The organism is Neobacillus sp. BP17 (assembly GCF_059579525.1).
On sequence record NZ_CM184198.1, the window covers coordinates 5,484,077 to 5,503,117 of the forward strand.

The window sequence follows — 19,041 nt, forward strand, 5'->3', positions numbered from 1 at the left end:
AGGCACCATGTGAAATTTTCACATGGTGCCTGACACCGATTTTTTGGGTATAATAGTGGAATATGGTTTTTTATTTATAATTGACTGGATTTGGTAAAGGGGGTTGTGGCTTTGGAGTCGACGCCTGCAAGTGAGAAGATTGAGCTTTTTGGGGATCAGGTGCGGGAATTGCTGCACCCAACAGTGACGGAGGATGCCCGGCTGGTTCAGAAGGGTTTGATGTTGTACCGGCAAGGGCTGGTGAAGCAGGTACAGATATGGGAGAAGCAGATTACGGCGATGGTTCAGGATGTGACGCCGTGTTATGTGAAGTTGAATTTTGAGTATTTGTCACAGAGTGAGTGTACGTGTCCAGCGGAGGGCTTTTGCCGGCATCAGATGGCGGTGTTTTTTGGTGCGTATGCCAGGGTTGGTAGTGTGACTGATTGGGTAGCCGAGTGGCGCGAGCCGATGCAGGAGTCGAAGTCATTTTCTGACTGGGGTTTGCAGACGGCGAAGGATTTGATTAAAGCGAATGGGTCGTCAAAGCCAGATTATGGGCGCTGGGTTCATTCGTTTGAGGTCAGTTTTGATACGCTGCTGGCAACGAAGAAGTACACGAGTCCGTATGTGATTCCGGAGTTGTTTGGGATTTATGAGCGCCGGATTCATGCGAGTGCCCCAGTGGAGCAGGAATGGCGCTTGCTGTATGAGTTGGTCGGGATTGTCGTTTCGTTTCGGAAATTGGCTCGGCTGAGTGATCAGCTGGATCATGATGATGATACGGTGAAGCGGGCTTATTTGCATTTGTTCCATAATTTGATGGACGATGCCGAGGAGCTATCGATTAAGATTGGCACGCAGTCGCTGCCATTTGATTTTGATGAGTTTGTGGACAAATTGCGGGCGGACACGTTTGAACTGCTGACCTGTACACAGGGGTTGGAGTATGAGCGGATTTTCTTGTACCGGCTGTTGTGGATTCATTTTTTCAAAAAAAAGGCGTGGCGTGAAGAAGAGTTGGTGAAGATTCAGGCACGCCTGAAGGAGCTGCAGGATTGGGAGAGTCCGGCGCCAATGATGCTGGCGGGGATTCATTTGAATTTCTTGCTTGGGGATGATGAGGCGGCCCTGAAGTTGGTCCGGCCATTTAGTGATGCCGAGATTGCGCCCTATCTGGTGTATTGGATTGAGTATTTGTCGGGGCAGAAGGCGTGGAAGCGTGTCGGCGCGGTGGTTGAGTTATTTCTGCAAAAAGTGAAGGGATATTTGGAGTGGCTTGGCGGTTATCATAGTTGCGCGACGTTTGTGCGGAGTGCGCTGCGGGCGGTGGCGCCATATTGCGCGGAGAGTGACCGGGTGGATTTATATGAACGGGCACTGCTCGCGATGCTTCCCTATAGTTTTGGCGATTATGAGCATGTGTTGTTTGAGCGGAAGCAGTATGACCGCTGGGGCGAGCTGCAGGCATTTATTGGTTTGGATTATTATGAGTTGCCGAAGGACCGGTTGAAGCTGATTGAGAAGGAGCGGCCCGAGGTGCTGCTCGGGATGCTGCATCAGACGGCGCAGAAGGAAATCGATCAGAAGAACCGGGCCAGTTACCGCTTGGCCGTGCGGCACCTGAAGAAACTACGGACGCTTTATAAGAAATTGAAGCGGGTCGATGATTGGGAGTATTTCTTGGAAACGTTACTGGAGCGGACGAAACGGCTGCGGGCGTTTCACGAGGAGTGTAAACGGAGCAAGTTGATTGAGGGGTAGCGGAAAGAAGGTGCCGATTCCTGCCGGCACCTTTTGTTTTTGGCGTTTTCCTCATCCCTGTGGGTTCTCATGATTTGGAAAACCAACCGATATTTCATGAAAAAGGAGACATTTTACAATGACCACTTCCGAAAAAAGTTTAAGGACTTGCGATCAAGGACACAAATTTTATAAAAGCAGTGACTGTCCGACCTGTCCCACATGTGAGAATGAACGCAAACCTGCAGATGGATTTCTTTCCGTACTTTCCGCACCAGCAAGGCGGGCATTAGAAAACAATGGGATCACTACTTTGCAGCAACTATCAACGTATACCGAAAAAGAGATTTTGCAATTTCACGGTATGGGGCCTGCCTCTTTGCCTAAGCTTAGAGCTGCTCTGAAGGAACATGGGTTAGCATTCAGGGGCTAGTATCGCAACAGGTACTGGATTAGTGACGTTTCGCCATGCCTTGATGTATATATGAAGTTCGCCGCCAATGTGCTGCGGGCTTTTATTTTGTTTTTATTTACTAGAGCTAGGCTTCGGTATCACCTTAAAGTGATCTATTTTAACCCCGAGCCTCCCGCTTGCAAGATAATTCAGGCATCGCCCTCCTCTAACCACACATTTTTGGGTATAATAAAGGAATATGGATTTTTCCGTGAAAATTATTGGTGCCCCCTTTGTGACATTAGTTGGTCATTGTTGGTGTCATTATTGGTGTCATTGTTGATGTCATCGTGGGTGTCATTGTTGGTGTCATTATGGGTGTCATTGTGGGTGTCAGGCACCGCCCGTGGACATTTCTCGTAATTTTGTCCATATGTCACGTACATTTTCTGGTTTTTATGGATTTTATTTAGGTATATGGATATTGATTTATATATTATTTTTGTTTTGTGCAGTTTCCGTTGGATTTAGTGCAATTTTATTATGGTTTTGTACGAAATTTAGGGGCTTTTGTGCAATTTTTTATATGTTTTGTACGATTTTTAAGGGGTTTTGTACAATTAGACATTATTTGGAAACCAACAGCTAGTAAAATAGCCTATGAAGTTCTCTCCCCCACTAAAAGGAGTTTTGTATCGATGCTTAAAACAAGGTTTATGAAATTGCTGACAACTAAAATTGGGGAAGGTCGTTTTCTTCTTACTGCTGAGGATGAGCAAGGTCGTGTAATGAGCCCATTTAGGTGGAAGAATCTCGTTTTCAGCAGTCATGAGGAAAGCTTCTTTGGTACGCTCCTTGAAACCGAGACTATGAACGGTGTCGAAGGTGTTGTTGTGAGCAGTTGGCATTTGGTCTCGCTTTTTGCCAAGGAGTCATTTAATCGATTTATCGAATGGGATTGGAATGAACAATCTGAGATTTGTCTTGCAGCCAGCCTTGCGCTTTATGAGGGGATTCTCGAAAAAGATTGGCTGCCAGACTTTTCGGTTTGGGAGCATGGCGATTTCCGCTGGAAACTTCCTGAGCGCGTCAAGGACGAGTTCGACTCATCGTTTTGGGAGCAAATGATTGAAGAACCCGGTATTGCTGATGAATCGACCGACCTCAACCTAGGGACGGCCGGTTCTCCTCTTGGAACAACGAAAAACTACATTTCCGATTTGTACAATGATGCTCTTGATGGCTACTTGACGCGGAATGCCGCGATGAAGGAGCTATTTGGACCAAAGCTCGACTTACTCCGAAAGCAAAATATCTCCGGCAGCGAACTCGCTCGTTATTTTGATGAAGAAAGCTGGCTGGAGTGGGTCGGGATTAAGGAAAGCGACACGCCGTTTACCATTGGGCTCCGCCTGGATGAGCCGCTGGATGGTGAAGGCGCATGGAGCCTGGATTTATTTTTACGAGGAAAGAAAAATGTTGATGATGTTTATGATGTTGAGGGTTCCGCGAAGATCCCAGCGAAGTGGCGGCCATTTTTAGAAAAAGTCGACCGTGAGCGGGAACGCTGGATCCGCCTGATTCCGTGGTTAGGCGAAGACGGCTTTTTCAAAACGCATCTGAGTGAGGAAGAGGCGTGGATGTTTTTGACGGAGGCGAGTGAGACGTTGGTGGCCTTGGATGTCGAGATCCTCCTCCCTTCTTGGTGGCAGGCGATGAAAAATGCCAACTTAAAGGTGAAGGCATCGCTGAAAGGTACCTCGAGCCACCGGCCATCCTTTGTCGGACTTCAAGCCATGCTTGATTTTAACTGGCGCTTTTCGATGAATGGTGTCGACTTGTCCGAAGATGAGTTTGGGCAACTTGTCGAGGAGAAAAGACGACTTGTCTTTATTCGAGGGCGCTGGGTAAAGCTGGATCCGCAGTTTATTCGACAAATTCAGGATATGATGAAACGGGCCGAAAAGGAAGGCTTGCATGTCCGCGATTTGCTTGAACAGGAATTGATGGAGTCAGAAGCAGCCGAAGATGAGCTCGAGAATCCAAAGGCCTTTGCCAAAATTCAAATTGAATTGAACCGCCAATGGAAGCAAATGGTCAAGCAGCTGTCGGAAGTGAACGAAATTCCACTCGAGGATGTGCCGTCTGGTTTGCAGGGTGAACTCCGTCCATACCAGCAGCTCGGTATGAGTTGGCTCTGGTTCCTGCGCCAGTACGGATTTGGCGCCACCCTTGCGGACGACATGGGACTCGGGAAAACGGTCCAGCTCCTCTCCTATTTATTGAAGGTGAAAGAAGTGGCCGGGGATGAGTTGACGTTGGTGCCTGACACCCAAAAAGAGGTGAAAAAGCGCCGCAAAAAAGAGGAAGATGCCACTGCCGCGCCTGTTACGGCGAAGGTTCCGACCAAAGCGGCGCTGATTATTTGCCCGACTTCTGTGCTTGGAAACTGGCAAAAGGAGATTGAGCGGTTTGCGCCGGAGATGAAGGTGTATCTGCATTACGGGTCGAATCGTCTGAAGGAGGAAGCTTTTGTCGAGAAGGCGAAAGATGCCGATATTGTTTTGACTTCATATGGGCTGAGTCATATCGATTTGGCGGAGTTTGAATCGCTGATTTGGAGTTCGATTGCCATCGATGAGGCACAGAATATTAAGAATGCCCAGACTAAACAGTCAAAGGCGGTCCGCAAGCTGCGCGGACGCCATCACATTGCTTTGACAGGGACACCGATGGAAAACCGTTTATCTGAGCTGTGGTCGATTTTCGATTTTACCAATCATGGCTACCTTGGCAGTTTGGGGCAGTTTCAGAAAAAGTTTGTGATTCCGATTGAGAAGGATGAGAAGAAGGAAAAAGTGCAGCAGCTGCAATCGTTGATTCGGCCGTTCTTATTGCGCCGCACGAAAAAGGATGAGGAAGTTGCGTTGAATCTCCCTGACAAGCTGGAGCAAAAGGAATATTGTCCGCTTACGGCTGAACAGGCGTCGCTATACGAGCAGCTGATCCATGATACGTTTGCAGAAATTGAGAAACTATCTGGCTTTGAGCGTAAGGGGTTAATTTTACAAATGTTAAGCAGGTTGAAGCAGTTGTGCAACCACCCTGCCCTCTATTTGAAGGAAAAGTCAGCTGGTCGAGAACTGCTTGAGCGTTCGAATAAGTTGGAGAAGCTTGTCGAACTGATTGACGCGGTTTTAGAACAGGGAGAGAGCTGTTTGATTTTCACCCAGTATATCGAAATGGGTGAAATGATTCGAAGCGCGCTAAAGAAGAAGTTTGGCATCGAGGTGCCATTTTTGAACGGTAGTGTTGCGAAGGCGAAGCGCGACGAGATGATTGAGCGGTTCCAAAACCAAGAGTTCCCTGTTTTCTTGCTGTCACTGAAGGCCGGTGGAACCGGGTTGAATTTGACAGCAGCCAATCATGTCATCCACTATGATCGATGGTGGAATCCGGCAGTTGAAAATCAAGCCACAGACCGTGCCTACCGGATCGGGCAATCGCGTTTCGTCCACGTGCATAAGATGATTTGTACCGGAACACTTGAGGAAAAGATCGACGCAATGCTGGAGAAAAAGCAATTCCTGAATGACCAGATCATCCAAAGCGAAAACTGGATCACCGAATTATCAACCGATGAACTTAAGGACTTGGTGTATTTGGGGTGATGATAACGATGAGGCTGTAACGGTGGTTGAAGCGGTGGTGTCTACGGTGATGTCTATGGCGGTGGCAGCGGTGGTGTCAGGCACCGTTCGTGGACATTCCACCCTTTTGTCCATGCTGGGAGTACAACTTGATGGTGTCAGGCACCATTTGTTTGTTGAGGATAGTGACAATAATGATTTTGGTGTCGGGCACCACTACTATGTTATAAAGAGGATAAGGCCGGAATGGTTTTGTCCTTTTTTGGTTGGTATTTATGCTTGATATGATGGCAAGATATTTACCTAAACTCTCTTATTTTTCTATATAATTTTGCTATTCCGTGTATTTTGTAACCGCTTTTATGTGAATGGATTCACAAGTATAATAGAGACATAAGAATCCAATAACCCAATCTAGGGAGGAAATAATGATGCTTACGGACTTTTTATTTGAGCTCAAAAACTGGTGGTTTGGCGAGTCATTTGATGAAGTTGAGGAATTTGAACGACTTGAGTCGAAGCATACCAGGGTTCACCATGATGAGAATATTTATGAAATCATTCGTGTTCATTAATCCAGCTTAAACGGCAGCGGAGCCCTCTTCCAAATAGAGGGCTTCGTTTTATTTTTCCGAATTTCAGGTGCGAAAGTTGAAATTCCACATTTAACTATTTCGCTGAATCTTAAAAAATAATAAATCTACTAAAAAGAAGCAAGAAAAAGCTCCAAGACCAAAAAACAAGAGGTTCGGTGCAGGAGATTTTACAAAAGAATAAACCACTATTGTACATAATAGGAGAAAAATTGTTGAAATAATTGACTTTATTAAAGCTCTTTTAACGATACTCTTCCTTTGATTCACCAGTTATCACCTATCCTATAAAAATTAAGAGACTAGTAAACCCAATCACATTTGGATTTTATTCGTGAGTGCTTGATAGAATTTCTGTGGTTCATCGAGACGGAGATGTGCCTTGGTTACTTTTTTCTTAAAGCCATAAATGAAGCTTGCTTCGATTGGATGATAAAACTCCACTTGAAACTGGGGTTTTTCCTTGAAAAAATCTGTTAGGACCGCGTCGAAAATATGTTTTGACTCCTCTTTTGTTATTGTTTCAGGTCCATCATACGGGTGAATTTCTTTAATTTCCTCTAGCGGCACGATTAACTGTTTCATGATACCAACCTGCAGATACAGATGCCGGTCCGTGATCATGATTGGGCAATGCCGAATTGCTTGGATTTCTGCTAGAAAGAATAACAAGGTATACACATTTAATACGAGCGCGATGATGGCAACCAAAGGACTCCCCGAATGAAGGAGAAAATGGAAACCGACAGATTCCAAGACCAGTGCATGGATCAGCATGACGTATAACGTAATTGTGCCGGTTTTTTTATGGCAGGTGTACATGCATTCATTAAGTGTGGCTGGTTTTCTATGCCAAGAAACTAGACTGTAATAATACATCTTCACGTCTGAGAAAAAGATTTCTTGGGCCCTGGATGGCTTGAGGTGCTGATCCCATGCTTGTTTCATTCGATACGAGAAAGTAGGAATTTCGCTCTCAGACTTACGGTAGCTTTTGACGATCCCAGGTATTTTTGCCAGCAATTGAATGACGATGTAGAGCTCGAGCAGGAAAAAAGCAGCCTCACCGGCCAATAAAATATATTTTACAAAGGAATACGCCGACAGGAGTTGATGCGGAATGACTAGGACCGCGACGCCGTATCCGGCAATCATCACGGGGAGTATATATTTTAGGGAATATCGTTTTCTGATGATGAAGAAGTACACGAGTAATGGTATGGTGATGATGAAGTCAAATAAGGAGCCTAAGGCCATGCCTGTTGGGGGTGGTCCTAAACTTTCAAGACGGTAAATCAGGAAGTTGGAACATACGACTAAGGTGAGAATGAAGCTGAACCAGAGCCATTTATTTTTTAGTAGAGTCATCTTTTCTAACCTCCTTTGCTGATTTTATTTTAACATAAATATCCATTTCCAAAGGTTATTTTGCATCATAAATATCATGAATATCTATGGAGCTCAAAGTAAAAAGGACCTTTTGCTGGCCCCCTCGCGATTACTCTTTTATCCCTACTACCCGAATCCGCTTATAATCCGCGATCCAAGCACCGTTTTGGTATAAACCTTCTCTTAAATTTTGGGTGGACTCTGTGATGATGCGCTCTTTGGCTTCGGGTGTGAGGCCTTCCAACATACTCGTGGCAAACATCTCGATCCAGTTACGCAACCCGTTTTCTCCGTTTAGTGGTGTTGGGCGATCAAAGTGTTGGGCGTGAGTGACTCGAAATCCAACTTGCTCCATCATAGATGTGTATTCACCGATACTGGGGTAATACCATGGAAATTGCTCCGATTGATAACTGGTTCCTAATTGTTGAATTAGTTCGTCGGTGATTTTTTGGACGTTGCCTTTCCCACCGAATTCTGCGATAAATCTGCCACCCGGTTTTAATGCTTGGTAAATGGATTGCAGGGCTTGTTTCGGAGTTTTCACCCAATGCAATGTGGCATTAGAAAAAACGGCATCGAATTCGTTCCTGTAATTCAGGGCTACAGCGTCCTGCACCCTAAAGGTAAGTCCAGGATACTTATGTTGTGCCACTGGACCATGTTTTCGGATTTATCAATCCCTATTATGGCTGCTCCCTGTTGATTCATTTGGTTGGCCAGATCCCCTGTTCCACAGCCAAGATCAAGAATTTTTTCACCAGGCTTTGGTTCAAGCCATTGGAGCAGCGCCCCGCCAAAATGCGAAACAAATCCATGCTCCTGATCATATAAACCAGCATTCCAATTATCTTTCTTTACTCTACTGGACAACCTTCTCCACCCCTTACTTTTAATTTTTTAATAATTATAACAAATCATTGGGAAAAATAACCGAAAATGTGTCCATGCGCGGTGCCTGACACCAGGTTTCGGTAAATGCAGAAGGGCCCCTTTTTACCGTTAAGAAACGATTTTTCCCTTGAACGGGAAATGTAGCAGGGCTCCTTTTACCTTAAGAGATGATTTTTCTCTTGAACGGGAAATGTAGCAGGGCTCCTTTTACCTTAAGAGACGATTTTTACTCTGAACGGGAAATGTAGCAGGGCTCCTTTTACCTTAAGAGACGATTTTTCTCTTGAACGGGAAATGAGAGAAAAAAACGACCAATTTTCGAATGAAAATTGGCCGAATGGTAATATTTCTCTATGATTAGAAATCAAAGTTGTCGGGGTCTGGACCGACGCGGTGGTTTTGGTTTAGCTCGTTGATCTGCTGCATGTCCTCTTGTGTTAGTTCAAAGTCGAATACTTGTGAGTTTTCGATGATCCGGTGTTCTTTTGTTGATTTCGGAATGGTGACGACGCCGTTCTGCAAGTCCCAACGCAAGATGATTTGGGCAACTGATTTATTGTATTTAGCAGCAATTTCCACTAATACTTCATTGTCCAGTAATTGACCTTGCATTAATGGTGACCAGGCTTCCATCTGGATTCCGTTCTCGCGGCAGAATGCTTGGATTTCATTTTGAGTTAAGCGCGGATGATATTCGACTTGGTTCACCATAGGCTTGATCTCTGCATCCTTCAAAAGGTCTTCCAGGTGGTGGACTTGGAAATTGCTGACCCCAATGGCTCTAACCCGTCCTTCTTTGTAAAGAGTCTCTAACGCTCTCCACGCCTCCTTGTATTTCCCAGCTACCGGCCAGTGGATGAGGTAGAGGTCTAAGTATTCCAAACCTAGCTTATCTAGACTTGTTTGGTACGCTGCCAAGGTTGATTCGTAGCCAAGGTCGGCATTCCAAACCTTTGAAGTGACGAATAAATCTTCTCTAGCGATGCCTGATTCCTTAATCCCTTGTCCTACTCCCTCTTCGTTTTCATAAATGGCCGCCGTGTCAATGCTCCGGTAACCATGTTTGATTGCCATTTTCACCGCGTTCACTAACTCCGGTCCTTCCTCTACCTTAAAGACACCCAGACCAAACCATGGCATTTTTACTCCGTTATTTAAAGTTGTAGTACTTTGTAAATTGTTTAACATTTTTTTATCCTCCAATTGTTTTTAGTTTAATTGCGCAACCGTCCTCCTCAAGAGGACAGTTGTGTTTTTGTGGTGCCTGACACCATTGATTCCATTGATTCCTGGTCTTTCTTTTCGAGCGCTCGGCTCACCCCTGTTAGGATGGCCGCGACTAGGACCATTAATGCACCGATCCAGGTGGTGTGAATGAGTCCGATTGAATCAGTGATGGCGCCTCCTAGGTAGGAGCCGATGGCGATTCCTGCGTTGAAGGCGGCGATGTTGATGGCGGATGCTACATCGACGGCACTTGGGACGTATCGTTCAGCAAGGATAACCACGTATACTTGCAGACCTGGAACGTTCATAAAGGCAAGCAGTCCCATAAAAATAATAGTGATTAAGCCCGCGATTTTGAACGGCGCGGTGAACATTAGGACAAGCAGAACAACAGCTTGAACGATAAACATATAGAATAGGGATTTAATCGGGTTGCGGTTCGACAGCTTGCCGCCGACCATATTTCCAACGGCGATCGCCAATCCGTACACAAGTAAGATAATTGCAATCGAACTCTCGTTAAATCCTGTTATCTCCTGTAGTAATGGTGACAAATAAGTAAAGACAACAAATGTGCCGCCATACCCTAGGGCCGTGATGATGAATAAAAGTACGAGCCGGCCATTGGTCAGGAGCTTGAATTGATCTCGAACGCTGGTCTGGTTCCCTTTTTTCAATAAAGAAGGTATGAGAATCCAGTTGGCGATGAAGCCGATGATTCCAACGATGACGATGAGGATGAAGGCAAGCCTCCAGCCATATTGTTGACCGATGAATGTTCCAAATGGTACGCCGGTGACGGTGGCCACGGTAAGGCCGGAGAACATGATTGAGATAGCGCTCGCGCGGCGGTTGGCCGGGACGAGATCGGCAGCGATGGTGGAGCCGATTGACATGAAAACACCATGTGCTAAAGCCGAAACCACACGTGCTGCGAGCAGGACGCTGATTGTTGTTGCGCTTGCGGCGATTCCGTTACCGATGATGAAGACAATCATGATCCATAGTAATAGGGTTTTCCGTGACATGCGCGATGTCATTGATGTCAGCACTGGCGCTCCAACCATTACCCCGAGGGCGTATAGGGAGACGGTCAGTCCAGCAGTAGTGACGGGTATATGCAAGTCTTGGGCGATGAGCGGAAGCAGGCCGACGCTGATAAATTCAGTGGTTCCGATTGCGAAGGCGCTGATGGCTAAGGCCAGTAGTGCGAATGTGCTTTGCTGTTTATTTAAAGACATAAATTTTCCTCCTCATTTGTGTAGGTTTATTTAAAAAGGTATGATTATTTTCATCCGGCAAATGTTATTATGGAGGATATACAGAATTATCGGAAGTACGCACTTTAAAGTGATATAGGTACCTAGTAGTGCTATAGGTACTTTTTAGTGCCTATCTACCTGTCTGTCAATTTGTGAAATGAGGAGGAAGATATAGATGGAGAAGAAAAAATATAATATATCGGTTGAGGCGACGCTTGAGGTAATCGGCGGGAAGTGGAAGTGTGTGATTCTCTGCCATTTGACGCATGGGAAAAAGCGGACGAGTGAATTGAAGCGGCTGATGCCGAATATTACGCAGAAGATGTTGACGCAGCAATTGCGGGAGCTGGAGGACGATGGTGTGATTAATCGGATTATTTATAATCAGATTCCCCCGAAGGTTGAGTATGAGTTAAGTGAGTACGGCCGGAGTCTGGAGGGAATTCTGAATTCGCTTTGTACATGGGGAGAGCATCATATCGAGAAGGTATACGGGGATAAGTTCTCTGTTCTTGAGGAGAATGTTTTGAATGATCATCTTAAATAGTAAGCGGCAATAATGTTAATGGTGTCATTTATGGTGTCAGGCACCATTTGCCCACTAACCCCAGTGGCAACAGTGTTTTCGGTGTCAGGCACCATGGAGCATTTACTATTGACCACAGCACTCATAAACACGTCAAAGGCCGCATTTCTGCGGCCTTTGGCGTGTGTTTTTTATGCTTGAATATGCGGTCGGTCTTTTAGATGGTCGGTGTGCTCCAGCATGTGCATGTGAAAGAGTTCGTAGCGGACCCAGCGGAGTGGGAATGAAAACGCGACTTCGTTTTTCTTGTTGTAGATGAGAACATGTTTTTTGTTATGTTCTACTTTTTTGATTTCATGCAACCCGATAGTGTGCTGCTTCGATCCATTTTCCATCACAAGCTGCTGGCCAACGACTCTGATTTTTCTTTTCTTATTTGCGGTAAGTTCATAAAGACACATCCCACCGCCGATAATGGTTAATGCTACTAAGAAAAGAATCCCGTCTTTCGGAAATCCTGTTACCGCCTCTTTAATCCAGTGAACCACCGCGAGGCTCAGGAAGAACCAGGCACCTCTACTTAGCGACGGCGAGCTTTCAAAGTAGATACTGGACTCATGTTCTTCCTTTTCCTCTGCTCTCTTTTTGAAAAAAGCCGCTTTATGTTCTTCGATGCTGAGTGAGTCCCATTCAACAAAATCAGTATAGCTGCCATCCCATAGTTCGGCCGTATCGTCTCCATCCTCAAGCGCATAGCCGCCTGCCCAGCCCGCGTATCGGGTCCCGATATGCACGAAACTCAGTAAATAATAGCGTATCGGCTGGCGATATGTGTTTTCAGTTTCGACTGTATCGATGATCTGGATGTCCTCCGGATAGCGGATGACTCCCTCCTCTTCCTCTGGCAGGTTAATAATCGTTGAAAAGAGTCTCGTCTTCGCCAAATGCGGCTGCTTTCCTTCCGTGATGGGATACAGATGCTCTAAATTTCTCGCCCTTAACTCCCAATAAACCATTTCTGCACTCTCAATATGCTCCGCTGCTTCTACGAGTGTGTTCTGTTGATACGGGAGGTTTTTGGCCGCACATACCAACAGCGCCTGCGTTTTTATCAACGGATCGCGGAAGTTCATGGCCTGCTCCAGCTCAGCACCGATGTCGGCTGAAAAATAATATTCCATCAAGCTAATAAATAATTTCATTTTTGTTCGAACGGCAAAATAGCTGTCCTTCCAAGCCGTATAAACATATTTGCTTGAAAAGTCGGCGTCAAATTTCAGATACTCCAGTTTCTCTACGTGATAATCGTTGAGCAATGTCGGGAGGATGACGTCTTTCCTATAACCTTTTTCTAAACCGGAGTCGTTCAGCGATAATACTAAATGATAAAACAACCATTTATAATGCTCTGTATGGAGCTTGTCGAGGGTTTTATCAAGGATTCCCTTAATCAGCATTGGATAGGGGTACAGGTCATTGACTGGAATATGGAATTCTTCGGTCTCGATTAACTCGACGATTTTTTCCTCGAGTACATAAAAAATATCCTCATCTTCTGTTGTGAGCAGCATTTCAATTGCCCGCTCTTTTGCCTGCAAGTCAAGGCCGTCAAAATGCTTGATAAGCCCTTCCACCACCTCGGGCATCGGAAAATCACAGACAAAGTCAATAAGATAAAAGGAGGGGTTGTCCCAGCGATCGACAGGCTCTGGAAATCTGGATGCTGCCGTTTTGATTATATCCTTTAACACATCAATTTGAATCTCGAGTCCCTCGTCCTGCTTATATTGAAAAAGCTGGTCAAGCGCTTCAAATCTCTTTTGCGGATTTTCACTTTTTACCTGCTTTAAAATCGAACGCAGTTTTAATTCAATCACTAAACCGATCCCTCTCTCATACTACCAATTTGTAACAATATGAATTTATTTTATTTCATAAAAACAAAATCAGCAACGTGTCAAAGGAAGAAATTTGGGTATTGGCACCATTGGTGGTTGTATAAATCCTGTAGCTATAGTGCTTTCGGTGTCAGGCACCATTTGCTGTATAAATCCAGTGGCTATAATGCTTTGGGTGTCAGGCACCATTTGCTATATAAATCCAGTGGCTATAGTCCTTTGGGTGTCAGGCACCATTTGATAAGCCCACTGACAATATTGCTATGGGCGCACTCGCACTGCACCGAACCACAACACACCGCACCGAACCCGACAAAAAAAGACCTAACAGTTTCCTGTTAGGTCTTGATGTTTAGTCTAATACGATGATTTTTACGGTTTTTCTGCCCCACTGGATGCATTTTGATGTGGTTGGCATTAATACGTCGATTATATGGCCTTTGATTGCGCCGCCTGTATCGCCGGCGATGGCTACGCCGTATCCTTCAACCCAGACCTTTTTTCCAAGTGGAATGACTCTTGGGTCGACGGCAATCAATTTCATATTTGGATGCTTCGCAATATTGTAGCCTGCTGCCGTGATATTCCCTGACTCTTCCGGGCTGTATGCTGTCGCGGTCACATACATTTCCTTCCCTTTGACAGCACCAGTTGTTTCGTTATTTGAAGATGGCGCCGGCGCCGGTTTTGCTTTTGAAGCTGTAGGACGTGGCTTCGCGGACTTCGCCTCTTCTTGTTCACTTTTCATTTTCGCTTGAATAGCATTCAATTGTGATTGGATGCCTGCCTTTTCCTGTTCAGCAAGCTCCATTTGTTTAAGAATTTGACTATATTTTTGTTGCATTACGGTTAAGGTTTGTTGACTTTTTTGTCTGTTTTGATCAAGTGTTTGCTGTTGTTTCGCAAGTTCACTTTGATCTCCTAATAAAATTTGTTCTTGTCTATCAATCTCTTTTTTATCTTCTTCAATCTGCAGGAGATCTGCCTTTTGGGACGTTAAGATATCTTTATCTGCATCCATAATGGTTGAAACCGCACTTGCGCGTTGAATAAACTCTGAGATACTATCAGACTCGAAGAAAAGATTGACGATTACATTGATGTTGTCATTTTGTTGAAGTGAGACAGCTCTCTGCTTCATAATCCCTTTGCGGGCAAGGATTTTGTCTTCTAGGACGACTATTTCTTGCTTCTTTTTTTCAATGAGTTGGTTCGTTGCATCTATTTTTTGTTGCGTTTTGGCCATTTCTTCTTTGTTTTTTGAAATATTACTGTTCAGGGCATTCAATTCTTGTTGAATTTTTGCAATTTCTTGATTAACATTTTGCTTTTCTTGCGCCTTTTGCTCTACTAAACTTTGTTTTTCAGCTAGTTCTTCTTTAGCATTATGTAGGGCTTCCGTGCTTGTTTGTGCATATGTAACCATAGACCCTGATACCGATAATACGATTGTAAGTAACATGAGAATGATACGCTTTCTTGTCGTTTGCATACACTTTCTCCTTTCCTTAGTACTCTATTTATACCAGAAGAATGTGCCAGTAATGTTACAAAAAGATTAAAAGTACATCACTTTTTGTCATATTACACATATTAGTGTCAATTCTGTGGCATAACAGCGTCAATTTTTTGGGGGTGGAACATCACATTTCTCCTCCATTTTCTTACTTTCTGCCAGTGTACTGCTTGGTTTGGACTTGGCTTGTCTTTTTTTGCCATTCGGAAAGTCCGCTAAAAAAGACACCCTGTTCCCTTCTTTAATGGCAAAGCGGGTGAGAATCTCAAAGACTTCTTTCTCGGTTAGATCATTGTTTTCTTTATAGATTTGTAAAGAATGCTTCTCGTACATAATATGAATGTCAGAATTAAAACTAAGGATAGGAATAATTGCTTTTTTATGAAATGGAATCGATTGATAAGGCGTAACTTCATATGTTTGGAGTGACCGAGTTGAGAGTTGTACTGCATCAAAAAAACTTGGTTTGTAGTTGAACTTCTTTTTCCTCCTGCTTGATGGATTGACAATGAATATTATTGAGTTTTCCTCCACAAAGATACAAACCTCCATAAAATACAATAATTTACATACTCTAACATTATTCGACGATAATTTACAATTTCCTTTAATGTTATTTTGTGCCATCCTAACTTTTTTTGGAACGTTCACTATTTTTACATAAATTGATTAGAGCCGGATGTCTTTCGCCTATAAATCAAAGAAGCCGCTGATGAGTTCAGCGGCTTCTTTTAAAAAAAACAGGGGGGTTTTTCTATTAGTTTACCCCGGTGGAATATTTTTATACGTGCCATTCAAAAAAAATTCCGGCAAGTAACTGCCGGATAAACGGAGATCAACTCGGAGATGGCATTGATTTTTTATCAATAAGGCAGTTGCGGGGATAAATTTTTGAAAACCTATAAACGAAATGGAGTAATTGATGAAGGTTCTTGTGAATGGGAGGAGTAAATTCTGATGAGGTCGTCTCTTTCCTTGATTTCATGCTGCTGTTCCTTAATGATCCATTCCAACTGGCTGACACGTTTTTGGAGGCCGTCAAGATTTTTATTTGAATTTCCAACCATTTTGATTAAACTTTCCAGTAATTGCTCGAGGTTTCTATTCATTTCATTGTTAGACACCAATCGTCACTTCCTCCTTTTTTAGAGGAGCTTCCACTTCATGCGGCTGCGGTTTGGAGCTTAGGAACTGGACCGTTTCCGCGACTACCTCTGTGACATATACCCTTTTTCCTTCTTTGTTCTCATAGTTCCGCGTCTGCAAACGCCCCGTGATTCCGATTACTGCACCTTTCCGGCAGTATTGACACGTATTTTCGGCTGCTTTCCGCCAAAGGGTACATTGGATAAAGTCAGCCTCTATTTCGCCGTTTTGGTTGCGAAAGTGACGCGACACAGCCAGGGTAACTTGGGTTACAAAGGTCCCTTCTGTCGTCTGTTTTAATTCCGGATCCCTTGTCAACCTGCCAACCAGTGTGACTTGATTGATCATACCTTCATCTCCTTCTTTGTTTGACGGTATTAGCATAGCCTTACGGTGTCCTCGTTGTAAAACAGGGAAACAACCATTATTAGTCTGCTTTTTAGGAGATAAACGGTTTTTCAAAGGCATTTTTGTCAAAAAAGACGTGTAGATTTTCGGAAAAAACTTATCTTCTAAATTTCGACAAAAACTTTTCGACATTTGCTTTACGTGCACATATGTTATAATTTTGAAAAAGGCAATCAGGAGGTTATGATGAAATCTTTTAAGTTGTACTCATTAGATGTAGTGGAAGATGATGCTTCGATTGAAGTTCCGTTAGTAGATGGCTTAATTCTCAATAAGGAAGACGAGCGCTCCACATGGCTGCTTGAGGCGTATACAGATTTATCCCTCTATGATTATTTCAAAGCAATCTCTGAGCAAAATCGCGACATTATTGTTGAGGCTGTGATTACCAAGAAGGAGAACGCACCTGCTTATTTTCAAACCAAAATTGTCTCGTTAACTAAATTTGAAAAGCATATTAGCGTTTTGTTCGAAGGAAAAATCCGCCGGAATAAAAGCGACTATTCTGAGCTTTTGCTCGAAAGTCTGCTTCAAAAAGGATTAGAGGGCTCCGCGCTGCTCACCGAATTTAGAGAAAAGATCCAAAGCAAACCGAAGTTAAAAGTGAAGTCGAACAAATAAATCATGCGTAAAGGGACAGGCTAACGGCCCGTCCCTTTTTTATTGCTGTGCATTACTCGTCTTTATTATCCGCGTCATTTCTGTCAATATCATCTTCAATTATCTCTTCTTTTTTTGTATTGCTATCCTTCATTGGGTCTTTGTCGGTATCCGTATTTTTGTCCTCTGTGTTTGGATAATGATTGTTTCTGTTGTCTAAATCAATGTTGTCATCATCATACTTGTTTAAATCGTTACGGTTTAAATTGTTCCGGTTTAAATCGTTGTCATTTAAATCATTATCATTTACATTGTTATCGACGGCTGGCGGCGGCGGATTTTGGTCATCGTTATCATTATTACATGCTGTTAACATTCCTGCGGATAAAATCGATCCCGCGAGCATAAGAACTAACTTTTTCTTCAAGATGATATACCCCTTCCAAAACAAGTTTTGACCTACCTATGGGTCTAATTTTAGGATGTCCAATGTGGATCGAATGATGGCTAGCATTTTTTTACATAAAAAAACGACCAGAAATTCCTTCCGGCCGATTCGTTTCGTTTATTCTTTTTTCTCGCCTAAGGCAAAGGTGATTTCGGCTTCACATGCCACTTCACCATCAACGGTTGCAACGGCTTTTCCTTTACCGACTGGTCCGCGCAGACGGATGATTTCTACTTCCAGACGAAGCTGGTCACCTGGTTTGACCTGCTTTTTAAAACGGCAGCCATCAATTCCAGCAAAAAAGGCTAAGCGGCCGCGATTTTCTTCTTTTTTCAACATGGCGACAGCCCCAACCTGTGCGAGAGCTTCGACGATTAATACACCAGGCATGACTGGGTAATCAGGAAAATGACCATTAAAGAACTCTTCATTGGCGCTAACATTTTTAATCCCGACTGCGCTCTTTCCTTCTTCGACTTCTAAAATTCGATCCACCAAAAGGAATGGGTACCGATGTGGGATGATTTCTTTAATTTGTTCGATATCTAACATGGATTAGTACCTCCTACTAGTAACAAGTATTTATTCCTTATTCTACTACTTAAGGTATACAAAAAGGAAGGGATTTACCTCCCTTCCACCACTTTTCTTTTTCCTTTTTCAACTAAATCAACAATATGTGTCCATGTGGATTCCTTGAAAACATCTTTAACGTTCCCGCCGCCAAGGACCCCATATCCAACCATAGCGCCTAGCGATATGCTTATAAAAGCAAAGATCACTAAAAGAATCAGGCGCAGCCAAATGGGAATGAGGCGAATTCTGACTCGTTGATGTTTTTCAGAGACATTCTTTTCTTTGTCTCTCTTGGTGGCATTTTTCGTTTTTTTTGCCTCACGGCTTTGGTTCTTCACCTTGGATTTCTCCTGTTTTTCACGTTTATCGGCTTTCGCCTGTTTGGCAGCATCCCTTGTACCATTTACGGCTGCTTTTGCCGGTTTCGCTGCGGCCTTCGTGACTGCTGACACTGCTTTTACCGCACCCTTTGCGATGGCTACCGCAGGTTTTGCCGTGTTTTTTGTCCCTTGAACAACTTCCTTAGCTTGGATCGCAGGAGCATCCTTTATTTGCCGTCCCTCTCTGTTGGCCGTGCCCTGTGTTCTGTGTGCTTCGTCCCTGGAATGGTTCGCTGCGTCCTGTGCTCTGTGAGATGCGTTATGGGATTGTGTCGGAGCGTCCTGGGATTGTTTTTGCACCTCGGCCTCCTTGGCCCGTTTGTATTCTTCTCTTGTTCTATATTCTTGGTTTGGATTATTTACAGACATTTGTTAATTCCCCTTTTACTGACGTCCGCCCATTTATGTTTAT

The 19,041-nt window shown here is 44.0% G+C and carries 21 protein-coding genes; 8 read left to right on the forward strand and 13 right to left on the reverse strand.

Features of this window, described 5'->3' with window-relative positions:
* Positions 1 to 111 precede the first annotated feature (111 nt).
* The 6 genes from AC4QJR_RS26770 (at position 112) to AC4QJR_RS26795 (ending at position 6,341) form a co-directional block, all read left to right on the forward strand.
* Positions 112 to 1,743, forward strand: a complete 1,632-nt coding sequence (locus tag AC4QJR_RS26770; protein WP_251459473.1) for an SWIM zinc finger family protein — start codon at positions 112 to 114, stop codon at positions 1,741 to 1,743.
* A gap of 118 nt (positions 1,744 to 1,861) precedes the next feature.
* Positions 1,862 to 2,155 (forward strand): RNA polymerase alpha subunit C-terminal domain-containing protein, encoded by a 294-nt coding sequence (locus AC4QJR_RS26775; RefSeq protein WP_496524802.1) that lies wholly within the window; start codon positions 1,862 to 1,864, stop codon positions 2,153 to 2,155.
* 266 nt (positions 2,156 to 2,421) lie between these two features.
* Positions 2,422 to 2,589 (forward strand): hypothetical protein, encoded by a 168-nt coding sequence (locus AC4QJR_RS26780; RefSeq protein WP_496524803.1) that lies wholly within the window; start codon positions 2,422 to 2,424, stop codon positions 2,587 to 2,589.
* Positions 2,590 to 2,814: 225 nt separating this feature from the next.
* Entirely contained in the window at positions 2,815 to 5,787 is a 2,973-nt protein-coding gene (locus AC4QJR_RS26785) for a DEAD/DEAH box helicase (RefSeq protein ID WP_496524804.1), read from the forward strand.
* Positions 5,788 to 5,836: 49 nt separating this feature from the next.
* Positions 5,837 to 6,049: a hypothetical protein gene (locus tag AC4QJR_RS26790; RefSeq protein ID WP_496524805.1), complete on the forward strand. Its 213-nt coding sequence runs from the start codon at positions 5,837 to 5,839 to the stop codon at positions 6,047 to 6,049.
* Positions 6,050 to 6,194: 145 nt separating this feature from the next.
* Complete coding sequence (locus tag AC4QJR_RS26795) at positions 6,195 to 6,341, forward strand: hypothetical protein (RefSeq protein WP_180229965.1); 147 nt, start codon at positions 6,195 to 6,197, stop codon at positions 6,339 to 6,341.
* Positions 6,342 to 6,674: 333 nt separating this feature from the next.
* On the opposite strand, the gene AC4QJR_RS26800 is transcribed toward AC4QJR_RS26795, so the two are convergent.
* The 5 genes from AC4QJR_RS26800 to AC4QJR_RS26820 form a co-directional block, all read right to left on the reverse strand.
* A complete protein-coding gene (locus AC4QJR_RS26800) occupies positions 6,675 to 7,727 on the reverse strand; it encodes a hypothetical protein (protein WP_496524806.1) in 1,053 nt (350 codons plus the stop codon).
* Between the two features lie 130 nt (positions 7,728 to 7,857).
* The gene (locus tag AC4QJR_RS26805) at positions 7,858 to 8,367 is read right to left on the reverse strand and encodes a class I SAM-dependent methyltransferase (protein ID WP_496524807.1); all 510 of its coding nucleotides are present in this window, start codon (positions 8,365 to 8,367) and stop codon (positions 7,858 to 7,860) included.
* Positions 8,352 to 8,621 (reverse strand): class I SAM-dependent methyltransferase, encoded by a 270-nt coding sequence (locus AC4QJR_RS26810; RefSeq protein ID WP_496524808.1) that lies wholly within the window; start codon positions 8,619 to 8,621, stop codon positions 8,352 to 8,354. The genes AC4QJR_RS26805 and AC4QJR_RS26810 overlap by 16 nt, the downstream gene beginning before the upstream one ends.
* A 378-nt stretch (positions 8,622 to 8,999) precedes the next feature.
* A complete protein-coding gene (pgoN, locus tag AC4QJR_RS26815) occupies positions 9,000 to 9,830 on the reverse strand; it encodes a glyoxal/methylglyoxal reductase (protein ID WP_496524809.1) in 831 nt (276 codons plus the stop codon).
* Positions 9,831 to 9,877: 47 nt separating this feature from the next.
* Positions 9,878 to 11,110 (reverse strand): MFS transporter, encoded by a 1,233-nt coding sequence (locus tag AC4QJR_RS26820; RefSeq protein WP_496524810.1) that lies wholly within the window; start codon positions 11,108 to 11,110, stop codon positions 9,878 to 9,880.
* 196 nt (positions 11,111 to 11,306) lie between these two features.
* Between AC4QJR_RS26820 and AC4QJR_RS26825 the strand changes: the two genes are divergently transcribed.
* On the forward strand, positions 11,307 to 11,678 hold the full coding sequence (locus tag AC4QJR_RS26825) for a winged helix-turn-helix transcriptional regulator (protein WP_098571473.1): 372 nt from the start codon (positions 11,307 to 11,309) through the stop codon (positions 11,676 to 11,678).
* Between the two features lie 170 nt (positions 11,679 to 11,848).
* Here AC4QJR_RS26825 and AC4QJR_RS26830 read toward each other — a convergent pair whose 3' ends face one another.
* The 5 genes from AC4QJR_RS26830 to ssb form a co-directional block, all read right to left on the reverse strand.
* On the reverse strand, positions 11,849 to 13,534 hold the full coding sequence (locus tag AC4QJR_RS26830; RefSeq protein ID WP_496524811.1) for a hypothetical protein: 1,686 nt from the start codon (positions 13,532 to 13,534) through the stop codon (positions 11,849 to 11,851).
* A gap of 373 nt (positions 13,535 to 13,907) precedes the next feature.
* Positions 13,908 to 15,047 (reverse strand): 3D domain-containing protein, encoded by a 1,140-nt coding sequence (locus AC4QJR_RS26835; protein ID WP_496524812.1) that lies wholly within the window; start codon positions 15,045 to 15,047, stop codon positions 13,908 to 13,910.
* 129 nt (positions 15,048 to 15,176) lie between these two features.
* Positions 15,177 to 15,605, reverse strand: coding sequence for a hypothetical protein (locus tag AC4QJR_RS26840; RefSeq protein ID WP_496524813.1), 429 nt, complete (start codon positions 15,603 to 15,605; stop codon positions 15,177 to 15,179).
* 365 nt (positions 15,606 to 15,970) lie between these two features.
* Positions 15,971 to 16,195 carry a hypothetical protein gene (locus tag AC4QJR_RS26845; RefSeq protein WP_496524814.1) on the reverse strand — a complete coding sequence of 75 codons (225 nt, stop codon included), beginning with the start codon at positions 16,193 to 16,195 and terminating at the stop codon, positions 15,971 to 15,973.
* The gene (ssb, locus tag AC4QJR_RS26850) at positions 16,188 to 16,565 is read right to left on the reverse strand and encodes a single-stranded DNA-binding protein (RefSeq protein ID WP_098571478.1); all 378 of its coding nucleotides are present in this window, start codon (positions 16,563 to 16,565) and stop codon (positions 16,188 to 16,190) included. The genes AC4QJR_RS26845 and ssb overlap by 8 nt, the downstream gene beginning before the upstream one ends.
* A 243-nt stretch (positions 16,566 to 16,808) precedes the next feature.
* Here ssb and AC4QJR_RS26855 point away from each other — a divergent pair, with 243 nt between their 5' ends.
* Positions 16,809 to 17,246, forward strand: coding sequence for a YwpF family protein (locus AC4QJR_RS26855; RefSeq protein ID WP_496524815.1), 438 nt, complete (start codon positions 16,809 to 16,811; stop codon positions 17,244 to 17,246).
* Positions 17,247 to 17,298: 52 nt separating this feature from the next.
* Here the strand turns inward: AC4QJR_RS26855 and AC4QJR_RS26860 are convergent, their stop codons facing one another.
* From AC4QJR_RS26860 to AC4QJR_RS26870, 3 genes are all read right to left on the reverse strand, one after another.
* Positions 17,299 to 17,652 carry a hypothetical protein gene (locus AC4QJR_RS26860; protein WP_496524816.1) on the reverse strand — a complete coding sequence of 118 codons (354 nt, stop codon included), beginning with the start codon at positions 17,650 to 17,652 and terminating at the stop codon, positions 17,299 to 17,301.
* A 138-nt stretch (positions 17,653 to 17,790) separates the two neighbouring features.
* Positions 17,791 to 18,225 (reverse strand): 3-hydroxyacyl-ACP dehydratase FabZ, encoded by a 435-nt coding sequence (gene fabZ, locus AC4QJR_RS26865; protein WP_098571481.1) that lies wholly within the window; start codon positions 18,223 to 18,225, stop codon positions 17,791 to 17,793.
* A 74-nt stretch (positions 18,226 to 18,299) separates the two neighbouring features.
* Positions 18,300 to 18,998, reverse strand: coding sequence for a DNA-directed RNA polymerase subunit beta (locus AC4QJR_RS26870; protein WP_496524817.1), 699 nt, complete (start codon positions 18,996 to 18,998; stop codon positions 18,300 to 18,302).
* Positions 18,999 to 19,041 lie beyond the last annotated feature (43 nt).

What these genes read in the sequence shown, in the direction of transcription:
- AC4QJR_RS26790 (WP_496524805.1), top strand. Translation starts at nt 5,837, where the DNA reads ATGTCTATGGCGGTGGCAGCGGTGGTGTCAGGCACCGTTCGTGGACAT.
- AC4QJR_RS26825 (WP_098571473.1), top strand. Translation starts at nt 11,307, where the DNA reads ATGGAGAAGAAAAAATATAATATATCGGTTGAGGCGACGCTTGAGGTA.
- AC4QJR_RS26775 (WP_496524802.1), top strand. Translation starts at nt 1,862, where the DNA reads ATGACCACTTCCGAAAAAAGTTTAAGGACTTGCGATCAAGGACACAAA.
- AC4QJR_RS26855 (WP_496524815.1), top strand. Translation starts at nt 16,809, where the DNA reads ATGATGAAATCTTTTAAGTTGTACTCATTAGATGTAGTGGAAGATGAT.
- ssb (WP_098571478.1), bottom strand. Translation starts at nt 16,565, where the DNA reads ATGATCAATCAAGTCACACTGGTTGGCAGGTTGACAAGGGATCCGGAA.
- AC4QJR_RS26870 (WP_496524817.1), bottom strand. Translation starts at nt 18,998, where the DNA reads ATGTCTGTAAATAATCCAAACCAAGAATATAGAACAAGAGAAGAATAC.
- AC4QJR_RS26800 (WP_496524806.1), bottom strand. Translation starts at nt 7,727, where the DNA reads ATGACTCTACTAAAAAATAAATGGCTCTGGTTCAGCTTCATTCTCACC.
- AC4QJR_RS26820 (WP_496524810.1), bottom strand. Translation starts at nt 11,110, where the DNA reads ATGTCTTTAAATAAACAGCAAAGCACATTCGCACTACTGGCCTTAGCC.
- AC4QJR_RS26785 (WP_496524804.1), top strand. Translation starts at nt 2,815, where the DNA reads ATGCTTAAAACAAGGTTTATGAAATTGCTGACAACTAAAATTGGGGAA.
- AC4QJR_RS26835 (WP_496524812.1), bottom strand. Translation starts at nt 15,047, where the DNA reads ATGCAAACGACAAGAAAGCGTATCATTCTCATGTTACTTACAATCGTA.
- AC4QJR_RS26795 (WP_180229965.1), top strand. Translation starts at nt 6,195, where the DNA reads ATGATGCTTACGGACTTTTTATTTGAGCTCAAAAACTGGTGGTTTGGC.
- fabZ (WP_098571481.1), bottom strand. Translation starts at nt 18,225, where the DNA reads ATGTTAGATATCGAACAAATTAAAGAAATCATCCCACATCGGTACCCA.
- pgoN (WP_496524809.1), bottom strand. Translation starts at nt 9,830, where the DNA reads ATGTTAAACAATTTACAAAGTACTACAACTTTAAATAACGGAGTAAAA.